The organism is Imperialibacter roseus (assembly GCF_032999765.1).
Classification (GTDB): domain Bacteria; phylum Bacteroidota; class Bacteroidia; order Cytophagales; family Cyclobacteriaceae; genus Imperialibacter; species Imperialibacter roseus.
On sequence record NZ_CP136051.1, the window covers coordinates 3,904,280 to 3,929,718 of the forward strand.

The 25,439-nt window shown below is 46.1% G+C and carries 20 protein-coding genes; 10 read left to right on the plus strand and 10 right to left on the minus strand.

What is annotated here, in order from left to right; genetic code table 11:
• Positions 1-38: 38 nt before the first annotated feature.
• The 4 genes from RT717_RS16340 to RT717_RS16355 form a co-directional block, all read right to left on the minus strand.
• Positions 39-1,484 carry a sulfatase family protein gene (locus RT717_RS16340; RefSeq protein WP_317487451.1) on the minus strand — a complete coding sequence of 482 codons (1,446 nt, stop codon included), beginning with the start codon at positions 1,482-1,484 and terminating at the stop codon, positions 39-41.
• Between the two features lie 91 nt (positions 1,485-1,575).
• Positions 1,576-3,171: a RagB/SusD family nutrient uptake outer membrane protein gene (locus tag RT717_RS16345; protein ID WP_317487452.1), complete on the minus strand. Its 1,596-nt coding sequence runs from the start codon at positions 3,169-3,171 to the stop codon at positions 1,576-1,578.
• A 19-nt stretch (positions 3,172-3,190) separates the two neighbouring features.
• Positions 3,191-6,529, minus strand: coding sequence for a SusC/RagA family TonB-linked outer membrane protein (locus RT717_RS16350; protein WP_317487453.1), 3,339 nt, complete (start codon positions 6,527-6,529; stop codon positions 3,191-3,193).
• Positions 6,530-6,726: 197 nt separating this feature from the next.
• Complete coding sequence (locus tag RT717_RS16355; protein ID WP_317487454.1) at positions 6,727-7,758, minus strand: FecR family protein; 1,032 nt, start codon at positions 7,756-7,758, stop codon at positions 6,727-6,729.
• A 127-nt stretch (positions 7,759-7,885) separates the two neighbouring features.
• Here RT717_RS16355 and RT717_RS16360 point away from each other — a divergent pair, with 127 nt between their 5' ends.
• Positions 7,886-8,440, plus strand: coding sequence for an RNA polymerase sigma factor (locus tag RT717_RS16360; RefSeq protein WP_317487455.1), 555 nt, complete (start codon positions 7,886-7,888; stop codon positions 8,438-8,440).
• Positions 8,441-8,501: 61 nt separating this feature from the next.
• Here the strand turns inward: RT717_RS16360 and RT717_RS16365 are convergent, their stop codons facing one another.
• Together RT717_RS16365 and RT717_RS16370 are read right to left on the minus strand one after the other, a co-directional pair.
• On the minus strand, positions 8,502-10,214 hold the full coding sequence (locus tag RT717_RS16365; RefSeq protein ID WP_317487456.1) for a GMC family oxidoreductase: 1,713 nt from the start codon (positions 10,212-10,214) through the stop codon (positions 8,502-8,504).
• Positions 10,214-10,774, minus strand: a complete 561-nt coding sequence (locus RT717_RS16370; protein WP_317487457.1) for a gluconate 2-dehydrogenase subunit 3 family protein — start codon at positions 10,772-10,774, stop codon at positions 10,214-10,216. The genes RT717_RS16365 and RT717_RS16370 overlap by 1 nt, the downstream gene beginning before the upstream one ends.
• 274 nt (positions 10,775-11,048) lie before the next feature.
• Between RT717_RS16370 and RT717_RS16375 the strand changes: the two genes are divergently transcribed.
• From RT717_RS16375 to RT717_RS16390, 4 genes are all read left to right on the plus strand, one after another.
• The gene (locus RT717_RS16375) at positions 11,049-13,409 is read left to right on the plus strand and encodes a TonB-dependent receptor (RefSeq protein ID WP_317487458.1); all 2,361 of its coding nucleotides are present in this window, start codon (positions 11,049-11,051) and stop codon (positions 13,407-13,409) included.
• Positions 13,410-13,526: 117 nt separating this feature from the next.
• The gene (locus RT717_RS16380) at positions 13,527-14,534 is read left to right on the plus strand and encodes a Gfo/Idh/MocA family protein (protein ID WP_317487459.1); all 1,008 of its coding nucleotides are present in this window, start codon (positions 13,527-13,529) and stop codon (positions 14,532-14,534) included.
• A gap of 124 nt (positions 14,535-14,658) precedes the next feature.
• A complete protein-coding gene (locus tag RT717_RS16385; protein WP_317487460.1) occupies positions 14,659-15,219 on the plus strand; it encodes a transposase in 561 nt (186 codons plus the stop codon).
• Positions 15,220-15,602: 383 nt separating this feature from the next.
• Positions 15,603-17,027: an SDR family oxidoreductase gene (locus tag RT717_RS16390; protein WP_317487461.1), complete on the plus strand. Its 1,425-nt coding sequence runs from the start codon at positions 15,603-15,605 to the stop codon at positions 17,025-17,027.
• Positions 17,028-17,077: 50 nt separating this feature from the next.
• On the opposite strand, the gene RT717_RS16395 is transcribed toward RT717_RS16390, so the two are convergent.
• Complete coding sequence (locus tag RT717_RS16395; protein WP_317487462.1) at positions 17,078-18,565, minus strand: mandelate racemase/muconate lactonizing enzyme family protein; 1,488 nt, start codon at positions 18,563-18,565, stop codon at positions 17,078-17,080.
• Positions 18,566-18,595: 30 nt separating this feature from the next.
• Complete coding sequence (locus tag RT717_RS16400) at positions 18,596-19,522, minus strand: RraA family protein (protein ID WP_317487463.1); 927 nt, start codon at positions 19,520-19,522, stop codon at positions 18,596-18,598.
• Between the two features lie 263 nt (positions 19,523-19,785).
• Here RT717_RS16400 and RT717_RS16405 point away from each other — a divergent pair, with 263 nt between their 5' ends.
• Positions 19,786-20,262, plus strand: a complete 477-nt coding sequence (locus RT717_RS16405; RefSeq protein ID WP_317487464.1) for a nuclear transport factor 2 family protein — start codon at positions 19,786-19,788, stop codon at positions 20,260-20,262.
• A gap of 6 nt (positions 20,263-20,268) precedes the next feature.
• Here RT717_RS16405 and RT717_RS16410 read toward each other — a convergent pair whose 3' ends face one another.
• Together RT717_RS16410 and RT717_RS16415 are read right to left on the minus strand one after the other, a co-directional pair.
• Positions 20,269-21,276, minus strand: coding sequence for a S41 family peptidase (locus RT717_RS16410; protein ID WP_317487465.1), 1,008 nt, complete (start codon positions 21,274-21,276; stop codon positions 20,269-20,271).
• Complete coding sequence (locus RT717_RS16415; RefSeq protein ID WP_317487466.1) at positions 21,273-22,061, minus strand: hypothetical protein; 789 nt, start codon at positions 22,059-22,061, stop codon at positions 21,273-21,275. The genes RT717_RS16410 and RT717_RS16415 overlap by 4 nt, the downstream gene beginning before the upstream one ends.
• Positions 22,062-22,364: 303 nt before the next feature.
• On the opposite strand from RT717_RS16415, the gene RT717_RS16420 reads away from it, so the two are divergent.
• From RT717_RS16420 to RT717_RS16435, 4 genes are read left to right on the plus strand one after another with little or no spacing between them, the layout of a single operon-like run.
• Positions 22,365-23,798, plus strand: a complete 1,434-nt coding sequence (locus tag RT717_RS16420; RefSeq protein ID WP_317487467.1) for a M20 family peptidase — start codon at positions 22,365-22,367, stop codon at positions 23,796-23,798.
• 41 nt (positions 23,799-23,839) lie between these two features.
• On the plus strand, positions 23,840-24,046 hold the full coding sequence (locus tag RT717_RS16425) for a DUF433 domain-containing protein (RefSeq protein WP_317487468.1): 207 nt from the start codon (positions 23,840-23,842) through the stop codon (positions 24,044-24,046).
• Positions 24,047-24,739, plus strand: a complete 693-nt coding sequence (locus RT717_RS16430) for an SIR2 family NAD-dependent protein deacylase (RefSeq protein ID WP_317487469.1) — start codon at positions 24,047-24,049, stop codon at positions 24,737-24,739.
• Between the two features lie 53 nt (positions 24,740-24,792).
• Positions 24,793-25,437: a DsbA family protein gene (locus RT717_RS16435; RefSeq protein ID WP_317487470.1), complete on the plus strand. Its 645-nt coding sequence runs from the start codon at positions 24,793-24,795 to the stop codon at positions 25,435-25,437.
• Positions 25,438-25,439: the final 2 nt, after the last annotated feature.

Here is a 25,439-nt window from a genome sequence, read left to right on the forward strand (position 1 = left end):
CCCCCGACTACATTTCACTCAACTACATTTGCTAATTTCTATTTAGTAAAAGCTGGATGTCTGATGTTTTTTCCCTCTCTTCCGGTAAGGTCATCACCCAAATCCTCTCTTGCGAGTTCAACGTACTTCATAATTTCCGCTACGACCTGGGGATAGAGTTCCTGTACATCATACCTTTCTCCAGGGTCATGCGAAAGGTCGTACAGTCCCTGGCTAACTTTTATTTGCTTTCCCTGGCCAGGTATCCTGTCTTTTCCCAGACTTCCACTTTCATAAGAATTCGATTGGTGTGGAAGTACCAGCTTCCAATGCTTATATCTGATGGCCTTGAGGCTATTTTTATCAAAGTAGTAATAGAAAATATCTCTAGGGCTTTTGTTCACCTGCCCTAACCAAAACGGCGCAAAATTGATCCCATCAATCTTATTTGCAGGCAACGGGGCGTCAGTAATGGCACATATAGTAGGAAGAATATCCATGTTTGTCATCAGTTCGCCGGTCACATATCCTCCCTGAATTTTCCCAGGCCACCTTACCATACATGGTACTCTTGTTCCACCCTCAAAGGCCGTACTTTTTCCTTCCCTAAATCCTCCACTTGATCCGGCGTGATTGCCGAAATGCGCCCACGGCCCATTGTCGCTCATTACAATCAAAAGCGTGTTTTTATCCACGCCGGATCTTTCCAACGCTTTCATCACCTCACCCAATGACCAGTCGAGTTCCATGATAACATCGCCAAAAGTTCCCAACTCACTTTTACCCTTGAACTTTGTTGACACCGCAAGCGGTACATGAGGGAGTGGGTGAGCCAGGTACAACAAAAAGGGTGACTTTTTATTCTTTTCAATAAAGGATACAGCCCTATCCGTCAGACTCGTTGTCCACATCGATTGCTGCTCCAACGTTGTAACCGTGCCAACTTGCTCATTGCCTTCAATAACCGGAAGCTGAGGCCATCTGCCCCTCCAATTTGTGCTATCCGTAATTGGACTTCCATCGTAATCTACTGGCCATATGTCATGAGAATATGGTAAACCATAAAAGCTATCGAAGCCATATTGTAAAGGAAAATAGGGAGCCTCATTTCCAAGGTGCCATTTGCCGAGCATTCCCGTGACGTAGCCATTCCCCTTCAAAACCGTTGCAATAGTTTCTTCATTTGGATTGAGAGCAGTTTTTGTGTAGCCAGGAATCAAGGCACCCGCCATCCCAATTCTATTCGAATAGGTTCCGGTTAACAAAGCTGCTCTTGAAGCAGTACAAACCGCCTGAGCCACATTGAAGTTTGTAAACCTCAAACCCTCCGCCGCAAGCTTATTGAAATTGGGCGTTGGAATGCCTGTCATTCCATAGGGCTCAACATCCCCATAACCCATATCGTCAAAATATATAATCACCACATTTGGCTTGGTCGAGTTTTGTGGGAAAGCCGACGAGAACGTAAGTAGAGTCAGCGCAGAGAATAATAGTAGTCCTCTCATGTTTGATGATTGTTTATATGGAAGGTTTAATAAGGGAAGAGCTCAAATGAAGCCCTCCCTTAGAATAAAATACACTAATTGGTGTCTAGACTTACCAGTTAGGGTTCTGAGATAGATTTGGGCTAAGTACCCTTTCAGTGTAGGGAATTGGCCAAAGATAGTCTCTCGATGGGTTAAACTGCTTCTGGAATGACGGCACTACGTAGGTCTTGACCTCCCCCTCTTCGACATAATCTATGCCTCCAACTGCCCCAGGGATAACCTGTTCTCCGATTCCCCACCTTCTGATGTCATTCAGTCTCAGTCCCTCAAAAGCAAGCTCAACTGCCCTCTCCCTCCTTACAATATCTCTCAATTCAGTCTGAGATGTACCGAGCGCAATGGCAGGAAGATTCACGTCTCCTCGTTGGCGAACTTCATTGATTGCATTGACAGTAGTTTCGTCAATCAGGCCAAGCTCAATTCTCGCCTCGGCGTAAGTAAGAACCACCTCGGCGTATCGAATAAGGATGACATTGATGCCATTGTTGGTGGGGTTTGCGGCATCCTCACTATTGACATACTTCCGCAATGTAAAGCCTGTTGTTGTTGCAAAAAAAGTGCCCCCAACAGCGTCGGCCGTTCCGCTATTTGGCAGAGAATTGAATACCTGCCCGTTGGGCATTATGTCTCCCGGAACGTACAAGGTAAACCTTAGTCTCGGATCCCGGTTGTCGTATGGCATAGTTGCGTCAAAACCACTCGAAGCTTCAGCGATTTCCTTCCCATTGGCCATTGTGTACATGTCGGCCAGAGCTTTAGTGGGGACGTAAGTATTCGCACCGTCTCTACCAAGCTGTCCGTAGGGGGCCATGGTTCCAAAGATATTGTTCGGCAAAACGCTTTTAACATATTGCCTGTCCAAAATAACCTCGCTATTACCTTCTGCAGAGTAAGAGAACAGCGTGCCATACTCGGGATAGATTTGATATACTCCAAGGTCAATTACCTTTTCCGCAGCATCTGCAGCAGCCTGATAACGCCCTGCATAGAGGTTGGCTCTTGCTTGTAATGCGAAGGCAGCACCTTTTGTTACTCTGCCAAGATCAGCTGGAGCGTAGGAAACAGGCAGCAAATCGGCTGCTTCAGAAAGTTCGTCGTCAATAAAATCCCAAATCGTGTCGATCGATGTTCTCTCAAGCGCCTTCCCTTCGTCAATTGACAACACTTTCGTTACAAGCGGCACGTCACCAAACCTGGTTGCAAGTTTGATGTATTGATAGGCTCTTAAAGCTTTAGCCTCTCCTCTCACCCGATTAATAAGAGCCTGGTCAGCTGTAGGTATTTTATCTAAATTATCAAGAACGAAGTTGGCACTTGCTATCCCCTGGTACAGTTCTGTCCATAGAGTAGCTATTACAGAGTTTGATGCGTCGAATACATTTTGTTCCACTTGTGCATTAGCCGAGAAGAATGAATTTGTATGGCCTATGTCTGTAAATGCGTCAAACATAAAGAGCCTGTCGCCCGCATCAAGGCAATTGGGGTAGACAGCGTTAACTGCCAAAACGGCGTCTCGCTCGGTTTTCCAAAAGCTCTCCGCCGAAAGTCTGTCATCAGGAACTGTTTCGAGCAAATCTTTTTGACAGGCAGAAGCCATTGCCATTACTATTAATACTAAAAAGGTTTTATATATATTGAGTCTCATTTTTCAAATATTTAGGTGATTAAAACTGAATATTTGCCCCAAGCGTCCACAAAGAAACCTGAGGGTAGTAAGTCGCCCTCCCATTGCCTACTTCCGGATCAAGGCCCCATTGATTAAGCTTGGAAATAGTGAACAGATTGGTGGCAGAAACATAAACGTTGGCCCTGGTCATACGCATTTTTGTCACCAACATGTCCGGCAGGTTATACAGCAACTGAACATTTTTCAGCCTTAAGTAGGAACCATCTATGATCATTCTATCAGATGTATACATGTTCAACAAGTCTCTTTTATAGGGCCTTGGAAATCTGGCATCCGTGTTTTCAGATGTCCAATAATTTCCTTTGCTAACAATTTCCGGCACGAACCCTTCGTTATTGCCATTTTCCGCAATACCACCTGCCAGGCGAGTGTCAACCCCTGACGCACCCTGGAGGAGCAGGTTAAGCTCAAAATTCTTGTAAGAAACATTGCCATTGAGCGCAAACACGAAATCTGGGAATGATTTGCCTATTACCACTCTGTCGCTGGCATTGATAAGACCATCATTGTTGATATCAACATACTTCACATCGCCAGGCCCACGATTTGGTCCAATATTTGGATAAGAATCCACCTCCTCCTGAGTCTGAAATAGCCCGTCTGTTTTATAACCCCATTGAGAATTGATTGGCAAACCCTCATCTATTATCGTTAGAGGGTTGATATCGCTACCTGTGATGTATGGCCCAGTTCCTGAAAGGCTTACCACATTATTTCTATTGGCAGATATATTTAAGGTTGTATTGTACCGAAGGGCTTTGTCGGGGGCATTTCTATACCCTAGCTGTAGCTCAACTCCCTTATTGTCGACCACTCCTGCATTTTGGGGCGGTGCTCCTAAACCGATCGTAGCTGGAATCGGCAGGTTTAGCAAAATTCCTTCTGTACGCTTAAAATAATAATCCAGTGCTACCGTAAAACCGCCAAATACCTGTGCATCAAAACCGATATCCGTTTGAGTTGTAGTCTCCCAGGTGATATCTCGATTGGAAATCGTGGTTGGTTGGAAACCAATTACAGATACTCCATTGAAGGTATAGGCACTGGCAAAAAGCGACTGATAGTAGCTATAAAGCCCAACCGTTTGGTTTCCAGTTTTTCCCCACGACGCCCTAAGTTTGAATTCATCCAACGGTACAATTCCCTGCATAAAGTCTTCCTCAGAAATACGCCACCCTCCAGAGAAAGAAGGGAAAAAGCTGTACTGATTACTACCAGTAAATCTAGAAGAGCCGTCGTACCGGGCATTCATTTCAAGCAAGTATCGATCATTGTATGAATAATTCACCCTTGAAAAGTATGACCTTAACCCAAACTGAGAATTTACTCCATAATTGGTCTTTGTTCCGTCGTCGGCACCCTGGCCTATCGACTGGATGTCATTATTATAAAACCTTTCTCTGTAGGCCCTTAAAGAGTCTTTGGCGTTGTCAATGGTTGAGTAGCCAAGGAGGGCCTTCACCTCGTGGTTTCCGAATGCATTGTCGTACAAAAGTAGGTTGTTCCAGGTATACTCGGTAGAATTGTCCCTGATCTCGGTTAGGCTATTGTTTACTACAGTCCTGGTAATATTGGTGTTTTTGTCTGTATTCGAAAAAGCATTGGTAAAGTCCTTTCTGCGGATATTATCAATCCGCATAGCAAGTTGTGAACTGAATGTGAGGTGATCAACAATTTTCCACTGTGCTTTAGCACTTCCAAAGATGTTCTCGTTCCATAGCTTGGAGGTTCCCTGCTGCTCAGCAAACATTAGTGGGTTATTGCCTTGTGTACTCAGTCCATAAGTGCCATCTTCATATTTAGGAGTAGCAAAAAGAGAGCCGTGGATAAACCTGTCAAAAACGTTGGCTTCGTTGACGGGTGCCAAAGAGTAGTTGCTCCTGTAATTCAAATCAGTGCTGAACGTCAAATTTTCAGAGGCCTTGAAATCGGAATTCACCCTCACATCACGCAAATTGCTACCGTAGTCGATAGGGACATCAAGGATAGAGTTTTGCTTCATGTATCGCATGCTCATCCTGGCTTTGAAGGTCTCACTACCTCCACTCACTGCCAGGTTATGGTTGAACTGTGGCGCTGCATAAAGCATAACCTTGTACCACTCGTTCACGTGAGGAAATTTTTCTGGATCAGTTTTGTTCCCCCTCAAATACTCGTCTATTCCCTGGTCGGTAAATTTCTGAGGAACTACAAGGCCTGCATTCTCATACGCCACTTGCTGTAGTTTCATGTAGGAAGGCATATCCATTTTCGGATTGTTTACCGAGTTTTGCAGCGCATAATACGTGCTGTAGTCCACAGTGACTTTCCCTTCTTTGGCTCTCTTCGTTGTAATAAGGATAACACCATTAGCAGCTCTGGATCCATAAATAGCTGTTGATGCAGCGTCCTTCAGTATTGAAACAGACTCGATATCACCAGGGTTGATATTGGTGAGCTGTTGCTCAACACCGTCGACAATAACCAGGGCATCGTTTTTATTTCCGAGTGTGGTTATACCTCTTACCCGCATTGTCGTTGCCGTTCTGCCGGGGCTCCCTCCCTGATCCAGCACCGTTAGTCCAGCTGCCTGACCTTGCAACGACTGTTGAATGCTTGAAACAGGGCGTTTGGTCAATTCCTCGCCATTTACCTGAGCTACTGCATTTGTCACGCTCACCTTCTTCTGCTCTCCATACCCCACAACCACAATCTCTTCTAACGCAGCGATATCGTCATCCAGTGTAACGCTAATCGAAGTTCGTCCCCCAATCGCTACTTCTGCGGTTTTATATCCAACAAAACTGAACACCAATGTAGCATTATCCTCGGCCAGCAACTTGTAATTACCATCAAAGTCCGTAACAGTGCCGGTGCTTGTCCCCTTAATCAGTACGTTAACGCCCGGGAGCCCATTACCACCATTGTCGGTAACCCTGCCCGTTACTTCCACTTCCGACGCAGTTGCTACAACTGCCAGCAGCTCCGATACCAGGTTTGTCTGCTCGAAGGCACGGCTAACATTTATGGTCTCATCAATTCTTTTGAATTGTAATCCTGTTTCTCTGGCAATGCCGAGAAGTAACTCTGTCATCGGCTGGTTTTGCACAGCTAGCGAAATACGCTTTCTCGTATCAAAATCACTTCTTTTATAAGCGAAATCGAATTCAGTAATTTCCTCTATTCTGGAAAACGCCTCCTCAATTTTCAGGTTCTTCAGTTCAACTGAAACAAGGATTTCGTCAAGGCTTTTTCGTTGTGCTTCGCCCTCACTGGCAAATATCAGGGTGCATAATACAGTCTGCAGAATCATGCCATAAACTGCGTATTTTGACATAATTGCAATTTTTTTCAGTACTTTTGATTTCATAGTCTAAGTAGTTTTTGTTTGCGAAATTCAAGAACACAGACTTTGTCTCATGATTGCCGTCAAGCCATCCCCATGTTTTGTCGGCTTCATGAGACTCTTTTTTAACTTGTGTTTATTTCCATAAGCTTATCGTTGGTTAATTTTAGTTGTTGTCCAAAGCGGCGTTAATAAATTCTTACGGTCTTGCTTTTGATTTCATATTCGAAATCGTAGACGAATGCCAATCCTTCCAGCACGAGTTCCAAAGGCTTGTTTTTATAAGCGCCACTGAAATCCTTTTCTAGCGATATCCTCTTTTCAACTTTGATGCTAACGCCATACCACTGTTCCAGCCTTTCCAATACTTCTCCGAATTCGGCGTTTTCGAAATATATCAAGCCTTCTTTCCATTCGAATAAATCCCTTTCATCGAATGATTCTTTGTTGAGTGTACGGTGAAGTTTTTCAAAAACGCCCATCTCACCAGGCACTAATACCAAAGTCTCCCCGTCATTTCCTGATTTCTTCCCTCCAGCTTTCTCAACCGACACTTTACCAGTTGCTACTGCCACCTTAACCCCTTCAGCATTCGGATAGGCTCTGACGGTAAACGAAGTGCCCAGAACCCTTGTAATCAACTGTTCGGTCTCTATAATAAATGGGCGGCTGGGGTCTTTAGTCACATCAAAAAAAGCTTCACCTTCCAAAGTCACCTTTCGCTCTTTACCCTCAAACCGTTCCTGATAAACGAGCTTACTGTCAGCGTTCAAGGTCACAACACTACCATCAGAAAGGATAATAGTTGACTTTTGGCCCTTTGGGTTGATTTTTTCGACATAAGTAATTGTTTCCACTTGTTCAGTGGCAACAAGTGAGGTTTCCTTTCCCTTGATCAAATAGAAAACAACACTAAAAACTGCCACCGGAACTAAAACAGCGGCTACACGAAGCCAGTAAGGCATTACTCTCAGCGTCTTAGGCAGGTTCTGCTCTTTCATTTGGTCTAGCGAGGCAGCAATGCGATTTGTCAAACGCTCAGTGACCTCAACTTCCATCTGAGGAAACAGATGGCTTTCATTCCATATGATCTCCGCTTGCGGGCCAAGGTCATCCGTACCCCCTTCATCAATCAGGCGCATCAACAGGTCGACTTCCTTGTCGCTGGCCTGACCTGAAAGGTACTTTTGAAATAGCTCTTGCTTTTTTCTAGTCTTCACTTGGTTACCCTTTTGTATATATCTCCCAAAAGCCAGACGAACGGGTGACTGAACTGGTAACTTTTTTTTATTTCTAAACTATTTTTCGACATTAGGAGATAACTAATACCTACAACACACCTACATAATGCTACGCCCTCAGCTAGTTGAAGCCATCAAAAACGGCGACAAAGAGGCTTTTGAAGAGTTGTACCACAACTATTTTCAGAGGGTGTATTTCTTTGCTTTTAAGATTTGCAAGTCAAAAGAAATTGCTGAAGAAATTACGCAAGATACCTTCATTACAATCTGGAATAAGCGAAATTCTCTAGATATTACCCTGTCACTAGAAGGTCTTATTTATAAAATTGCCAGAGATTTTTCATTCAAGCAATTGCAAAAAATAGCCAGGGTTCACGCCATTGAAGCTGACTTGAAAGAGTTGATTTCAAACCTGGACAATTCCACTCAGGACGATATCAGCTTCCGGGAGTGTTTGAGAAATATCGAAGCGGTAATGGACAAGCTTCCGAAAAAAAGAAAAGAAATTTTCCAGAGAAGGATCATGGATCAGCAGAGTATAAAAATGATCAGCGAAAACATGGGAATTAGTGAAAACACAACCAAGACCCAGTTACTCAAGGCCACCAAGTTTGTCAGAGAGCAGCTCGGAAGTATTCTGTCGCTTACGCTTTTCTTGTAAAAAAATGGTGAGCGTCGGCTCACCATTTCATTTATGTTATTTTGCTGTAGTCGGTTATCTTCTAAGTCGTCTCCTTCGGCATTTCCTTCACCGCAAAATCCACCGCTCTGGCTGTTAGTGCCATGTAAGTGAGCGAGGGGTTTTGTGTGCTGGTAGAGGTCATGCAAGCCCCGTCAGTAACAAAGACGTTTTTGGCCAGATGCATCCGGTTCCACTTGTCAAGCAGCGACGTTTTAGGGTCTTTGCCCATGCGTACACCGCCCATTTCATGGATATCCAGGCCAGGCGCCTGTTTGGAATCGTTCGACTGAATGTCGGTAAAGCCGGCCATTGTGAACATCTCAGTGAGTTGCTCTATGTAATCAGCCACCATTTTTTCGTCGTTGTCGTCATAGTCCACATTGACTTTCAGCAATGGGATGCCCCACTCGTCCTTCTGCGTTGGGTCAATACCCCAGTAATTAGACTCTTTCGGAATAGTTTCTCCCATCATGTGAGAGCCTACTCGCCATCCACCCCACTCAGGGTTGAGTAAATTTGATTTGAGCGACTCACCAACTCCATCATAGTTCCGATCCACCTGGCGGCCGGCACTGAAGCCAGCGGCATAGCCCCTCAGGAAGTTGGTTTCCTGCTTGTACACGTTACGGAAACGAGGTATATACCCGCTGGTGGGCCTACGGCCTAGGGAAGTGGTGTCAGGAAAACCATCGTATCTTCCGGAAACCCTGGCTCTGTAATTGTGGAAAGCCGCATATTTGCCAAGCAACCCATTGTCATTGCCCAATCCGTTCGGAAAACGATTCGAAGTCGAATTGAGAAGGATCAGATTGGTGTTCAACGCTCCTGCATTTACAAATACGATGGAAGCATAGTACTCGATCATTTCCTTCGATTCGGAATCAACCACCCGCACGCCGGTCACTTTCTCTTTCACATCGTCATAGATAAGAGAGTGTACCACAGAGAATGGTCTTAGTGTGGCATTGCCTGTTTTCAATGCCCATGGAATCGTGGACGAATTACTATTGAAGTAGCCTCCAAACGGGCACCCACGCTGACACAAGGTTCTGTTCATGCACTGGCCCCTTCCCTGCTCCAAGTGAATAGGCTGAGGCTCGGAAAGGTGGGCACAACGGGCAGAGATGATATTTCTATCCTTATAGGTCGACTCTACTTTCTCTTTGAAGTAGCCTTCTACGCAATTCAGGTCGTAGCCTGGCAAAAACTCGCCATCAGGAAGATTAGGAAGACCATCTTTGAAGCCGGCAATGCCTACAAACTTCTCAACGTAACTGTACCAGGGAGCAATGTCCTTGTACCTGATTGGCCAATCGACTGCGAAGCCATCTCTGGCCGGGCCCTCAAAGTCGAAGTCGCTCCAGCGCTGTGTCTGTCTCGCCCACATAATGGACTTGCCTCCCACCTGGTAGCCCCTGATCCAGTCAAAAGGCTTCTCTTGCACGTAGGGATGCTCTTTGTCTTTCACAAAGAAGTGCATAGAATCTTCCCGGAAATTGTAACACTTGCTTACTATCGGATTCTCTTCCACTATTTCCTGTGGCACCTGCATCCGATGCTTGAATTCCCAGGGCATCATATTGGTGGTTGGGTAGTCCACGTTGTGCTTCACATCCCTTCCCCGCTCAAGAATCAGCGTTTTCAAGCCTTTGTCGGCCAGCTCTTTGGCTGCCCATCCTCCGCTCATTCCCGAACCGATGACAATGGCGTCGTAGGTGTTTTCTTTGGTGCTGTCTATATTAAAATTTGCCATTACATTACAATTAATCCGTCAGTAGATACACATGCCTGGAAGGGGCCTGGCACGTGCTTATAGGGGAATTTTTCTGTCAAGATGTACTGCGAAGACATATAACCCCTAATCGTGTATCCCTTGGTAGCATCCAGAAATGATTTAACATCTTTCAGGCCTGGTTTAGATGCATCGTCAGCATCTTCCATGGCCATGATGTCGGTAAGAACTTTCTCTTTGTAGGCCTGGTCGCCTTTTGCAAAAGCCTTGTCAAAATTTTCCTTAACAAAAGGGCCAAATTTTTGAAGACCACTCGTAAATACACCCTGCTCGCTCTTGTCCATACAATCGTCGGCCATCACCAGCACAAACTTGTAGACCTCCAGCTCGTCAGCGCCGGGAATTTCTCCAGAAGGGATAATGGTTTGCACAATTTTGGCGAGCAAATCTTGCTGATCAGCATCTATCTGCAAATTATTAAGTGCCATGGCCACCCGTTCAGGTTCGAACGAGCACGATGGCAGGAGCGCCACTCCACCAGCAAAAAGGGCAGCTTGTTTAAGGGCGGTTCGTCTGTCCATGATTAAAATATTTCACAGTGTTGTTTCAAAGGAAAACTGAATTAAATGAATCCTGCTGAAAGAAGTAACGAATAGGCTGATTTTTATAGCCCAGTATACTATGGTGAATTATTTGCCACCTAAAATAGAACTATCTGCTACCCCCAATGCAGCCAACGGTCTTATCAACAACTTCGTGCTTTTTATCAAAAAAAATTATCGGGTAAGTAAATGTTTGGAAACCTTTGGCGGCGGTCATCGTCATTGTAGCAAGTTAAAATCTCAAAATAATCATATGCCTAATTTTTTTAAATGCTTGCTGCTGAGCAGCTTGCTCTCGGGATACTCTTTTGCCTTTGCCAGCCAGGACTTAACGCAAACAGTGAAGGGCCAGGTGCTGGATGCGCAGTCGCTGGCGCCTGTGCCAGGTGCCACGGTAATGATCGTCAACAGCAACCCCATGAAGGGTGCGGTAACCGACCTTGATGGCTATTTCAAAATTGAAAAAGTGCCTGTTGGGCGCCACCATGTGCAGATTTCATTTGTTGGCTACGAAAACAAACTGATTCCGGAAGTGCTGGTGGGCTCAGGAAAAGAAGTGGTACTGAATGTTCACCTGACAGAATCCATTGTTCAAATGGCTGAGGTGGTTGTCACTGCCTCGGAACAAGACAAAGGAACTCCACTTAACGACTTTGCCACTGTCAGTGCCAAATCCATCAACGTGGAGGAAACAAGCCGTTATGCGGCAACCTTTGATGATCCGGCCAGGGCTGCACAGTCTTTTGCAGGTGTGCGTGGCGGCGGCGATGACATCCAAAATGAGCTGGTGATCAGAGGCAACTCCCCCAGAGGCATGCTTTGGCGGGTAGAGGGTGTGGAAGTACCTAACCCCAATCACTTTGCGGAGGAGGGCTCTTCATCGGGAGGCATCAGTATTTTGAGCAACAACATGCTCGCCAATTCCGACTTTTACACAGGTGCATTTCCTGCGCAGTATGGCAACGCTCTGAGTGGTGTGTTTGACATCAACCTCAGAAAAGGCAATACCGATAAGAGAGAATACGCTTTTCAGGCGGGTGTGCTTGGCATTGCCGTGGCGGCCGAAGGCCCGCTAAAAAAAGGAGGCAAAGCTTCGTATTTATTGAACTACCGCTATTCTACACTTTCTCTGCTTAACCAACTTGGTCTGCTTCCTATCTTCGGAGAAGAAGAGATTGTGTTTCAGGATCTATCCTACAAGCTTCATTTACCGACCCGGAAGGCCGGTACCTTCTCCCTATGGGGCCTCGGGGGGCTGAGCAGAGACACCGAGCTGGCTGTGCCTGAAGATGGAGACAATTTCAACAGCAATTTTAAGTCAGGCATGGGCGCAATGGGCCTTTCCCATATCTACTTTTTGAATAACGATACTTTTCTCGAAACAAAACTCACAAGTTCCAGAGGTTACAATTCTTATGACGAAGACTCGCTGAAACTCCAGGTGCACAACAAGGAATCTTTTCTGAGGAAAGACTACCGGGTATCGACAATGCTTAATCAAAAGTTCAACGCCCGCAATACGCTGCGCTCCGGCATCATTGCCAGTTCCCTCGGCTACGACCTCATTTCAAGCTACTACAACAATATTGATGACACCACTTACACGGGACTAGACGCAGCCGGTAGCATGTTGTTCCTTCAGGGTTTCTCACAATGGCAGTACCGGGCAGGTGAGCATCTGACGTTGAACACAGGGTTCCACTATTCGCACCTTTTTCTGAAAAACCAGCATGCACTGGAACCACGTTTTGGAATGAAGTGGACAGTTGCCAGGGGTTCATCGATAACTGCAGGCATTGGGCTTCACAGCCGCCTTGAATCGGCGTCGCTCTATCTGGCTAACGAAACCCTTGAGGATGGAACCCTGGTTCAGCACAACAAGGGCCTCGAGATGAGCAAAGCCGGTCATTTTGTAATTGGTTATGAAAAACAGCTGACCGAGAACGTTCGGCTAAAAGCCGAAGCCTATTATCAGCACCTTTATAATGTACCGATTGCACAAGTGACAAATACGGATGAATGGGCGCCAACATTTAGTGTACTGAACGCCAAAGATGGCTACACGACTCGTCCATTAACCAACAACGGAACCGGGCGCAACTATGGCCTCGAGCTAACGCTGGAAAAGTTCTTAACAAACGGTTTTTACTATATGGTCACTTCTTCACTGTACCAGTCGAAGTATACCGGAGCGGATGGTATCGAACGAAACACACGTTTCAACGGAAATTTTACCGGTAATTTTATCGCTGGTAAAGAGTATAAGGTCGGCAGAACAAAGGATAATCTTCTCGGCTTCAATACCCGGGTGATTTATGCTGGCGGCAACCGGAAAGTACCGATTAATCTTGAGCAAAGCATTGCTGAGGACAGAACAGTGTTAGACTATGCGAATGCTTATGACCAACGTCTGCCCGACTATGCCCGATTGGATGTTGGCATAAGCTACCGCCGCAACAAACCCGGACATTCGTCCATCCTTTCAATTAATGTTCAGAATGTAACAGCCAGATACAATGTGTTTGGTGAGTACTTTGACAGCAGAACTGGCAAAATTGAGACATTCCAGCAGTTGGGGCTTTTGCCTAACCTGAGCTATAGAATAGAATTTTAAAAGCCGATGCCACAAAAGATATAACAAAACCGGTCGGGAGTTTTCCCAAACCCCAGAATTTCTCCACAGTTCTGGGGTTTATTTTTATCTTTAACTTTTACGAAAGACACAATTTTTATGTTTAACACCCTCAAAGAAGTACGCTGGGGCATTATTGGCGTAGGCGATGTATGCGAAGTAAAAAGTGGTCCGGCATTCCAGAAAGTAGAAAACTCAAGCCTCGTGGCCGTCATGCGGCGCAACGGCGAAAAGGCAGCTGACTTCTCCAAAAGACACGGCGTCCCAAAATGGTATGACGATGCTGACAAACTTATTAACGACCCTGATATCAACGCCATCTATATCGCCACTCCTCCCGGCTCACATGCCGACTACACTTTCAAAGCTGCCAAGGCAGGCAAGCCAGTGTACGTGGAAAAACCTATGGCTAGAAGTTCGGCAGAATGTCAGTCCATGGTGGATGCCTGCCAAGCAGCAGGAGTACCTTTGTTCATTGCCTACTACCGCAGAATGCTGCCCAATTTTTTGAAGGTAAAATCATTGATTGAATCTGGGGTAATTGGCGACGTGAGGTATGTAAATATTAAGCTCAATAAGCCACTGGAGCCGGACATAGTGGGTGCAGCCCATGACCCTGAAAACTGGCGCATTTTTCCTGAAGTGGCTGGCGGTGGTTATTTCTACGACCTCGGCTGCCATCAACTAGATATTCTGGACTTTCTGCTAGGCCCTGTGAAACACGCCCATGGTTATGCGGCCAACCAGGGTGGTATTTACCCGGCAGAAGATATTGTGACTGGCTCATTCGTTTTTGAAAGTGGTGTGCTCGGGCAGGGAACCTGGTGCTTTGCTACCTCAGATGCCTCAGATGAAGAGGTAACTACCATCATTGGCAGCAAGGGTGAGATTTCTTTCCCCTATTTCAGCGACCACTCCGTGACATTGAAAGTGGAAGGAAAGCCCGCCGAAAGGATGACGTTTGATATCCCCAGACACATTCAGCAGCCACTCATACAAACCATCGTAGACGAACTCACTGGCAAAGGCAAATGTCCAAGCACAGGCGTTTCAGCCACCCGAACAAATTGGGTAATGGAGCAGCTTTGCAAAAGAATTGATCAGTAGATTGGTCTGTCGGGGGACAGACCAAGGGTGAACGAAGAAAGGTATACCCACGCCTAAGGGCTGTCCCCTGACAGCCTCGCCTTTACGAAAAAGGTTTAGCGACACTCAAAGAACGTTTCTGACTATGGGTAATTCTATTTTTGAGACCCCGAGAAATTCAAAAATGGATTTAGATGAAGTCTACTTTTGGACGGATACCATCAAAGATTGGAAGACCTTATTAAAAAATGATGGCTTCAATGAGATTATAATTAACCAGTTAAAGTGGTTGGTTGATAAGGAGCTAATTTGCGTTAATGCATTTGTTTTAATGCCGAACCACCTCCACCTGATATGGGAAATGCTCAAGTTCAATGGAAAGGAAATGCCAAATGCTTCTTTTAACAAGTGGACTAGCAGCCAATTCCTCAAACTTACTCGATCAAAATACCCAAAACTCATAGGTGATTTCCAGGAGACGGCCGAAGACAGAAAGCATAGGTTTTGGCAAAGGGATCCACTTGCAGTTGCTATTACCTCCAGGCAAATGTTCGAACAGAAAATGGATTATATTCATCTCAACCCGCTTCAGGAAAAATGGAGTCTCGCATCAACTCCCGAAGATTACAAATGGTCTTCAGCAAAGTTCTATGAAGAAGGCATAGATGAATTCGGTATATTAACCCACTACTCCGAAAGGTTTTAGGAAAAGGGCGAAAGGAAGCTGGAATTGGTCTGTCAGGGGACAGACCAAGGGGACATTCTTTTTCTTTGTATTCATGTGTATATAATTTGTTTCTCAGCGGCCACCGGTTCGCCGGTGCGATCGGTCCGCCGAAGCGGGAATAGCTTTTACCAATGGGAATGTATATTTAGATTTTCGATTCACTTATTCATCGTTCCACGCCGGTTCCGTTGGGTATGGTATTCCTTATGGCTATTTCATCAGTACTAAATGGGCTACCACCCAAGGGCTGTCCCCTGACAGCCCTTAAACTAAAGCCGTTTCGTCCGGCAAATAAACAGAACGGCACCTCCTTGGTTATACTGATAACATGAGGCTCTTCCTCATCCACTTGAATCAATTCTATGAGAATTCTCCTGACCGGCGCCACCGGCTACATCGGCAAAAGGTTGCTTCCGGCTTTGGTCAACCACGGCCATGAGGTGATATGCTGCGTAAGAGATGCCAAACGATTCAACCCACCAAAACACCTGGATGGGCACATCGAGGTGGTGGAGGTCGATTTTCTAAAAAAAGACACCCTTAAAAACATTCCTGAAGGTATCGATGCTGCCTACTACCTCATTCATTCAATGTCGGGCTCATCAGGCAAATTCAATGAGCTCGAAAGCAAGTCCGCCCACAATTTCAACAAAGCAGTAGCAGGCAAGAAAATCGAACAGGTCATCTACCTAAGCGGAATTGTGAACGAAGAAACCCTTTCAAAACACCTGGCTTCAAGAAAAGAAGTGGAGAATATCCTGTCGCAAGGCAACTTTGCGCTCACCACCTTGCGGGCTGGCATCATCGTTGGGTCAGGAAGTGCTTCTTTTGAAATCATCAGAGACCTCGTGGAGAAGCTACCCGTGATGATCACTCCCCGTTGGCTCAACACCCGCTGCCAGCCTGTTGGCATTACTGATGTCATTCTTTTTCTGTCGAGTGTGTTACACAACAAAGCCACCTACAACGACAACTATGACATAGGAGGGCCCGACGTGCTCACCTACAAAGAAATGTTACTGGGGTTCGCCAAGGCACGAAAACTGAAAAGATGGATATTTACCCTGCCGGTCATGACACCAAAGCTGTCATCATATTGGCTATTTTTTGTCACTTCTACTTCCTATCGGCTGGCAGTGACCCTGGTCGACAGCATGAAAGTGGAAGTGGTTTGCAGCGACGACCGCCTGGCCAAGCTTCTGGACATTGAAACAATCAGCTATGCCGAGGCACTTGCAAAAGCCTTCTCAAAAATCAATCAGCATGTAGTGCCTTCAAGCTGGAAAGACAGCTTGGTAAGTGGAAGAATGAGTGAAAACCTTTCGGAATACATCGAAGTGCCAGTTTACGGATGCCTCAAAGACAAAAGGGATGTGAAGGTGAAGGACACAGACAAAGTCCTTGACCGCATCTGGGCGCTGGGCGGCGAAACTGGCTGGTACTATGGCAATTGGTTGTGGAAGCTTCGGGGCTTTCTCGACAAACTCGTGGGCGGCGTAGGGCTTAGGCGAGGCAGAACCAACGTCAACGACATCAATGCTGGCGACTCATTGGATTTTTGGCGTGTGCTGTACGCCAATAAAGATGAAAAGCGACTCTTGCTCTTTGCCGAAATGAAAGTGCCTGGCGAAGCTTGGCTGGAGTTCATCATAGACGACGGCGTGCTTTATCAGACGGCCACTTTCAGACCCAGAGGCTTATGGGGAAGGCTTTACTGGTACTCCATCTTCCCTATCCATGGGCTTGTGTTCGGTGGAATGCTGAGAGAACTCAACAATACAAAATAGCAAAAGGCCCATCAAATAACGGGCCTTTTCTTATTGACATCTGAAGCATATTAGCTCCAAAGTCTGTCCCATGATCTCTCTACGTCCCACTCCGGCGTAGGTGCGAAATACTTGTTGTTCTCAGGATCCAGGTGCTGCTTCACTACTTCTTCGTTGAGCTCAACACCCAGGCCGGGCGCATCAGGAACCGGCGCAAAGCCCTTTTCGATCATGATCCCTTTCCCAGTCATCTTCACCAGGTTCTGCCAGTAGTCCAGGTCTACCGAATGGTGCTCAAGGGCCATGAAATTCTGGGTAGCCGCCGCACAGTGAACATTGGCCATGAATGATATCGGTGTTCCGGCAAAGTGCATCGCCATCGCCACACCCTTTTCTTCTGCATAATCACCAATCTTCTTGGTCTCCAGCAAACCACCTGAAGTAGCGAGGTCAGGATGCACAATATCAATTGCCCTTGCGTCAATCAGCTTGATGAATTCTTCCTTCAGGTAAATATCTTCGCCTGTTGTTGTCGGGGTTTCAATGGCGTCGGATATCATCTTCCATTGTTCTGTAAACTTCCACGGAATAAGATCTTCCAGCCACGCTAGTCTGTACTTTTCCACAGCTCTACCTAACCTTATGGCGTTGTTGTGATCGAAGTGGCCATAGTGATCGGACGCAAGCGGAATAGAATAACCTATTTTGTTTCTCACTCTTTCTATCCGCTGCATCAGAATATCAAGCCCCTTGTCGGTAATCTGCACCTGAGTAAACTGATGTTCTGTCGATCCGTAGGTCATTGGCTCGTTGGTCCACTGCCGACCAGTGTCCCAAAAGTTACTGTTTGCCACTGTGTCGGGAATATCTCTCAGGAGTTCAATACCAAAGTCCATTTTCATGAAGGTGAAGCCTTGCTCATCAACTCTTTTAGCCACCATGGCTGTGAATTCGTCTTCGTTTCTTCCCTGAGGTGTATCGGCATACAAACGAACCTTGTCTCTGTATTTACCGCCTAAAAGCTGATAAGCCGGAACATTGTAAGCTTTGCCCGCCAAATCCCACAAAGCCATTTCTACCGCACAAACTCCCCCACCCTGGCGACCATGGAAACCGAACTGCTTGATACGTTTGAAGATCTGCTCCACGCTGCATGGATTCATGCCCTTGATGCGGCTCTTGAGAAACATGGCGTAACGCCACGATGCACCGTCTCTTACCTCTCCATAGCCCGAAATCCCCTGATTGGTATCAATTCTAATCACGGGGCAGCGGGCATGACCATTCATTACAACAGCGTACCGCATGTCAGTGATTTTGAGATCAGAGGGAGCTGCATAGCGGTTTACTTTTGAAGTAGAATGCGCCATGGTATCCTCTATGCTGCTAAACATAAAGCCTCCCAAAGCCAGGCCGCCGAGGCCCACCTTTTTCATAAAGTCACGACGATTGTCGCCACCTTCGTCACTGTTGTTTGCTTCGGGCGTAGCAACAGGCTCATCTTTTATCCCAAGCTTTTCTAAGTACTTATCGGAGGGTGTTTTTTCTTGATTAATCATAAGTTGGTTTTTATCAAGTGAAAATTTCAATTACCACGTTCTGTCTTTCATATAGGCGTCTAGCTCTGCCCTTGACATTGGAATTTTATCAGGATTAGCATCAAGCCATTTTAGAAAGTCATTCTTAATTTCATCGGTCCATCTTTGGTCAATCTGCCCTGGTGTAAACTTGCCCTCTCTCAGCCTCTGATGGCCAAACTGGTCTCTCAGCGCTATGAATTCAGCATTAATAAGTAAATCGGCAAGAAGATGCGCCGGAATGAAGATAACGCCACCTTTTTTGGCCAAAACAGCGTCTCCAGGCAACACGGTAGCCCTTCCTATTCGTATCGGAACGTTGATACCGCCGAGCATCATTCCCTGGATATAGGAAGGATCGTACCCCTTCACCCACATATTAAAGCCGTCAATTTTTGACAACCCTTCTTCGTCACGTACAGAACCGTAAAAAATGACCCCGTTTTTCGATTTGGCATAAATGGAGTTGCCCAGATTGTCGCCAATGAGTGTGCCATCAACGATTTTTCCGTAGCTATCGGCCACGTAAATGTCACCTGGCTTCAGCATGTCGATAGGCCACGAATTGAAGTTTCCAATCCGATTCTCAGCTTTTCCTTTTGCCATAATCATCTCATGGTAATCGGCCCTGGCTGGCATGTATTGCACTGTGAGTGCACGGCCAGTCATAGGCTTTTCATTGTCCATAATCATCCAATCGCCTTCAAACTGGTTGTGGTACCCTTTGTTTCGCATGATACCCCATGCCTCTTCAATAGAAATATTTTTCAAGCGCTCCAGATGATCATCCGGCACCTTTGGCCGACCATCCGCCAGCCGCTCGCCCTTCCATTCGGAGGTCATTGCAACGATTTGATCTTTAGTTAATGTGACCTGCTGGGCAGAAAGGGAGGTGGCGAAAAGTAATAAAGCAGCTATTAGACAACAATACTTGTTCATCGATGAAGTGTGTTTAAGTGGTAAAAGAATTCTTATCAACTGTCTGTGATTGAAGATAAGAATTAAAATGCAATTAGGCCGAATCGTTATTTCTGAATGGTCAATAATGAATGATTTGCCACCCTATTTTGGGATATGCAGATCAGCCTCTTACCAATTCAAGGCTGGGTCTCACCGAACCCGCCGCCGACTGAGTAAACTCTCTAACTTTGAACTACCCAAAACTTTGGCCAATTTGCTCCAGACTGTATCAACACATTAATATGGCCCTCACCAATAAAGAAGTGATCGAAAGCTTTTACAGTGCATTCGCCCGGCACGATCCAGAGGCCATGGCAGCTCTTTATCATGACGAAGTAGAATTCTCTGATCCAGTCTTCGAAACATTGAAAGGTGAACAAGCCAGAAACATGTGGCGGATGCTGATTGAAAGAGGTAAGGAGACCCTTTCGATTAAATTTTCTAACGTTCAAGCCACCGAAACAAATGGAACTGCCAACTGGACAGCCGACTACCTTTTTAGCAGCACCGGCAACATGGTTCACAATGTGGTTTCAGCCAGCTTTGAGTTCAAAGATGGGAAAATAATCAGGCACGCCGATTATTTCAGCTTTTGGAAATGGAGCAGGCAAGCACTGGGCACTGCCGGACTTTTGTTGGGGTGGACTCCTTTTCTCAAGAAAAAGATAAGCGAGCAAGCCAAAAAGGGGCTGGAGAAATACTCAAAAAGCAAAGTGTAGATCAGGTTACTCGTTGTCAAGCACCCTCAGCGCTTCCAGCAGCGCATAATCCGTATCGTCAAGCGAATTTTGGGCCACCATAGTCACCGGTATGTCCGGTACCAACCCGATACCTTCGTAGGTATTATTGTCCGGGTCGGCGGCTATCCAGCTTGACAGCCTGAATACCCATCCATTCGGGAGTTCTCTCAAAATGGGGTTCCCTGAGCCTCCGCCGGTAGTGTCCCCCACAATCGTGACTTGAGGAAATAACCTCATAGCCAATACAAACTCCTCAGAAGCGCTAAAAGTCTTCTTATCAGTCAAAACAACAACCGGCTTATTATATTGAGAAGGCCCTTCAGGCGACACGGTTCGTTCGTCCCAGTCGGTAAAATCGCCATGCCCCGGGCCATTCTTGTATTTTACTTTCAGATACAGTCTCTCTTTGTCAGCAAATCTGCTGGCGATGGTCTGACTTTTTGTGGTACTCCCACCACCGTTAGACCGTACGTCGACAATAAGCCCGTCTTCTTTTTTTAATGCCTCAAGTATATCGTCTATTTTCTCGTAGTCTTCAATGTCCCCTCCGAAGGTTTTGATATGAATATAGCCTACATTTTGCCGAAGGAGCTCAGCATATTCAATGGAGCTTCCGGCCTGCTTCACATTGTAAAGGTATGGCTTCACGTTTTCTGCCCCGACAGGTCTCTCACCATTGGCAAAATCGTAAGTTGACACCCCATAAGGACTGATCACATTCACATGACCATCTTTCAACTCGAGCGACAGCTTGGCCAAAACCTGAAAAAACTGACCATCGTTTGCTGCCAACTCTGCCAAGGGACGATATACGTGATACAGTGAGTCCCAGTCTATGTTTTTTAGCTCAAAGAAGGAATAATTACGGTCAAATTCGGACCAGAACACCTCAAAATTGCTCACATAGGTATCCTCCGGCTCATCTTCGAAAAAAGCACGTTCGCATCCAAAAAGGATCACTCCCACCAAAATAAACGCTATCGTTTTTGTCATTTTCGTGAAGCCCATGAGATTGAAACACATAATTCATGATTAGCCATTTGAAATGGATAGTTTCGTTCGTAGCGAAGGTATCTCCATTTGTAGGCAGTTGACAAGATTGTTTTGTCAGTAAGTGGTATGGAATAACACAAGCTAGAGGCAAGGTCTAAAAAATTATTGGCGAACACCATTCCCTTAGGGACATCCCTGAACCTTTGAAAGCCCCTGATGGGATGGTAATCTCTGGAGATGAGATAAGCCATTGAGCCCCAGGCAATGCTCCACTCAAGCCTCCTGCCTTTTTTAATAGTATTTCTTAATTTGACAATTAATTCAGGCGAAGAAAAAAACTCTCCCGTGAACGGATCCTGCCCGCCGATGGGGCTGTTAAAAGCATAGGTTCGGGACGAAGCCTGATTCACCAGGTTGATGCCGCCATGCACAGACAACCGCCCGCCTGTCTTCGATCTGGATAAATTAGTAAGATACTGTACATCCATGTTAGACACGAAAGTCTTTAGTTTGAGCCTTGAGTTGTCAGCTGTTAACCTCGACATGGCCACCGCTGCCTCGAGGTGCCACTCACCAAACCCTTTTTCCTTCTCCCACGTGACGCCAACGGGCACGGCACCGCCTGAAAAGTTTCTAAACGACTCAAGCTCGTCTCTTATCAGAAACGAACGGAAGCCGGTGGAAACGCCCAGCCTGGCAGGCATCGAAGTGGGTGAGCCCTGCGCATACAAGGATCCGAAGGACAAAAAACATAATAGCAGGAAGACAAGGATTTGTTTAATCATTCAACCGACAAATAAACGACATTAGTCACAACACCTTTTCATTAAAAAATTCGGCAAACAAGCTCTTGCGTCTAAAATTTTAAAAAAAGCCGGTAACAGGCACCTAAATTTTTGACTTTATCAAAACGGCACTACTGAAACCATTCAATTATGCGAGACACTTATTCTCAGCTGCCAAATATAATTTTGGCCACCCCTGAAACGCATTCTAAACTTCCCTAAGTTTCTGCAATTCCATATTCATCATTTATATTGAAGGTCAAATTGACAACATAAGTTTATCATTCCAAACCAACCGTAACCGTGAAAAGAATACTAATGATTATTGGGGCTGCCATTTTGCTCCTTGTACTTGTTGTGCTGGTTAAAACCCTGACCTTCACCTCCGAAACATTTGAGGTGGCATCTGTCACGCCAATTGAAGTACCAGATGCTGCGTTAGAGCGCTTTCAAAAAGCTATTCAATATAAAACCATCTCTTTTGGTTATCCCGCCACTCCTGACTCAGCAGAGTTTTACGGTTTTCATAATTTCCTGGCAGAGGCCTTCCCTTTGATCGACAGTTTATTGGAAAAAAAGGTGATAGCCGGGTACAGCCTCCTCTACAAATGGCAGGGCACGGATGCCTCTGCCAAGCCTGTCATTCTCATGTCGCACATGGATGTGGTACCTGTTGACGAAGGCACACTGGCCAATTGGGAGGCACCTCCGTTTTCAGGCGAAATTAAGAATGGGTTTATCTATGGACGTGGTACCATGGATGACAAAGTTGGCGTAATGAGCATCCTGGAGGCAGTGGAAATGTCGCTGACGGATGGTCTTCAGCCCAAGCGAACCATCTATCTGGCTTTCGGGCACGACGAAGAAGTAGGTGGCGAACAAGGTGCGGGGGCCATTGGCAAGTACCTGGAAGAGCAGGGTGTCAGCGCTGAGTTCGTAGTGGACGAAGGCGGCTATGTGGCTGATGGCATGGTGCCCGGCGTAAAAAAGCCGGTTGCCATCATCAACGTCGCTGAGAAGGGATTTATCTCTTATGAACTAACTATTACAACTCCCGGAGGTCATTCTTCTATGCCTCCTGCAGATAACACCATTGGTTCCCTGGCAGCGGCCATTGTGAAGCTGGAAGCTAACCAGTTTCCCTACAAAATGACCCCTACCCTTCAGGAGCAAATCAATATTGTTGGACCGGAAATGCCCTTTATGCAAAAAATGGCCTTCGCCAACACCTGGCTGCTTGGAGGCAAAATTTTGGAAGGGCTTAACGCCCACACCACCACCGCACCAACGATCATCAAAGGCGGAGTAAAAGACAATGTGATTCCTACCAGCGCTACTGCGGTGGTCAACTTCCGGGTGATGCCTGGAGAAACAACTCAGGAAGTATTGGAGCATATCATTGAGGTAGTGGCCGACGACCGCATTACAATAAAACCAGTAAGTAGCATCAACGAGCCATCGGGAGTAGCTGACCATAATTCGCCATCCTATCAGTTGATTTCCAAAACCGTGAAGCAGCTAATGCCCGGCACTATTGTCACGCCCGGCTTGCTAGGCGGAGGCACCGACACCAAGCACTACCGAAATGTATCAGAAAACCAGTATCGCTTCTTTCCAATCCGCCTCTCTCCCGACAATGCTACAGGGTTTCATGGCATCAACGAGCACCTGGCTGTCGACAATTATAGAGAAGTGGTGCAATTCTTCCATCAGTTGATTAAGAATATGAATGAGTAATGAATTCTTTGATTTTGGTGTTACCTTGGATATAAATAGCTATGAATAAGCTTTGCCAAGAATACATCTCATCTGACTCCAAAGTCATGTATGGCAAGCCTGTCATAAAAGGCACCAGAATCCCTGTTGACCTAATTATTGAAAAATTGAGATCTGGAGAAACCTCAATAGGTATTCTTCTTTCTTATCCAAGCATTAGTCAGGAGGCCATCAACGCCTGTCTTTATTGGTCGCTGAAATCAAGCTAAATGAAAAAAATCGTCGTCCTTACCGGAGCCGGCATCAGTGCAGAAAGCGGCCTCAAAACCTTCCGGGATGCTGGTGGGCTTTGGGAAGGCTTCGATGTGATGGAGGTGGCATCTATTGATGGCTGGCGCCGTAACCGTGAGCTGGTGCTCGACTTCTACAATATGCGACGGAAGCAGGCACTGGAAGCCAAACCAAACCCAGGTCATTTTGCGTTGGCCGACCTTGAAAAAGATTTTGAAGTCGTTATTGTTACGCAAAATGTAGACAAACTGCACGAAATGGCCGGCTCCACCAATATCATCCATCTGCACGGCCAGCTTTTTCAATCAAGGAGCTCGCTGGACGAAAACCTCATCTATGAAATGGACGGATGGGAGCTCAAGCTGGGCGACAAATGCGAAAGAGGTTCCCAGCTGAGGCCGAATATCGTTTGGTTTGGAGAAATGGTACCGTTGATAGAGGATGCTGCCAGAGAGGTGATGTCTGCCGATATATTCATGGTGGTAGGTACCTCGCTGGCCGTATATCCTGCCGCCAGCCTGCTGCATTACACTGCCGACCATGCACCAAAGTTCGTCATCGACCCTAGTCTGCCCAATCTGCCTAACCTTCCCCATTTCTACCTTTACGAAGAGCTGGCCAGCACTGGCGTGGCTAAAGCTGCTGAAAAAATCAGAGCAGAGTTTTTGTAGTATCTGAACCTTTTATCGTATAGAATTGATTGAATGTATAGACATTTAATTCGATGAAGAAAGACACAATCATTTACATATTCGATCCTTTGTGCGGCTGGTGCTATGGTTTTAGTGGCACTATTGTCGACCTGTTCAATAAAAGAAAAGAGGACTTCGACTTCGAGGTAGTGGTGGGAGGCATGATCACAGGCACCCGAATTGCGCCATTTTCTACAATGCACGGATATGTTTCCAGTGCTTACAAAAGGGTGGAAGAGATGACAGGAGCAAAGTTTGGGGAGCCTTATCTGAATGAACTGTTGCCTTCCGGAGCTTTGATGAACTCCGAGCCCCCTTCACGGGCAGTGGTTACTTTCCGCAGCTTTCTGCCTGACCAGGTGGTACCTTTTGCCCATGCACTGCAAAAGAAGCAGTACCTGGAAGGCCGTGATTTCGCAGACAATACGGTTCACGAAGAGCTGGCTGTTCAATTTGGACTAGACCCAAAAGCCTTCATCGAAAAGTTTGAATCAGAGGAAATGAAATACCAGACAACACAGGATTTCCAGTGGAGCAATAGCGCCGGCGTGAAGGGTTTTCCGACAGTAGTGTTGAAAAACGATCAGGGATATTATTTGATATCGAACGGTTTCAGACCTTTGGATGAAGTCGAGAAAGTGATTGAAACGATACAAGGCATGGCGAAAGAGGCTTAGTC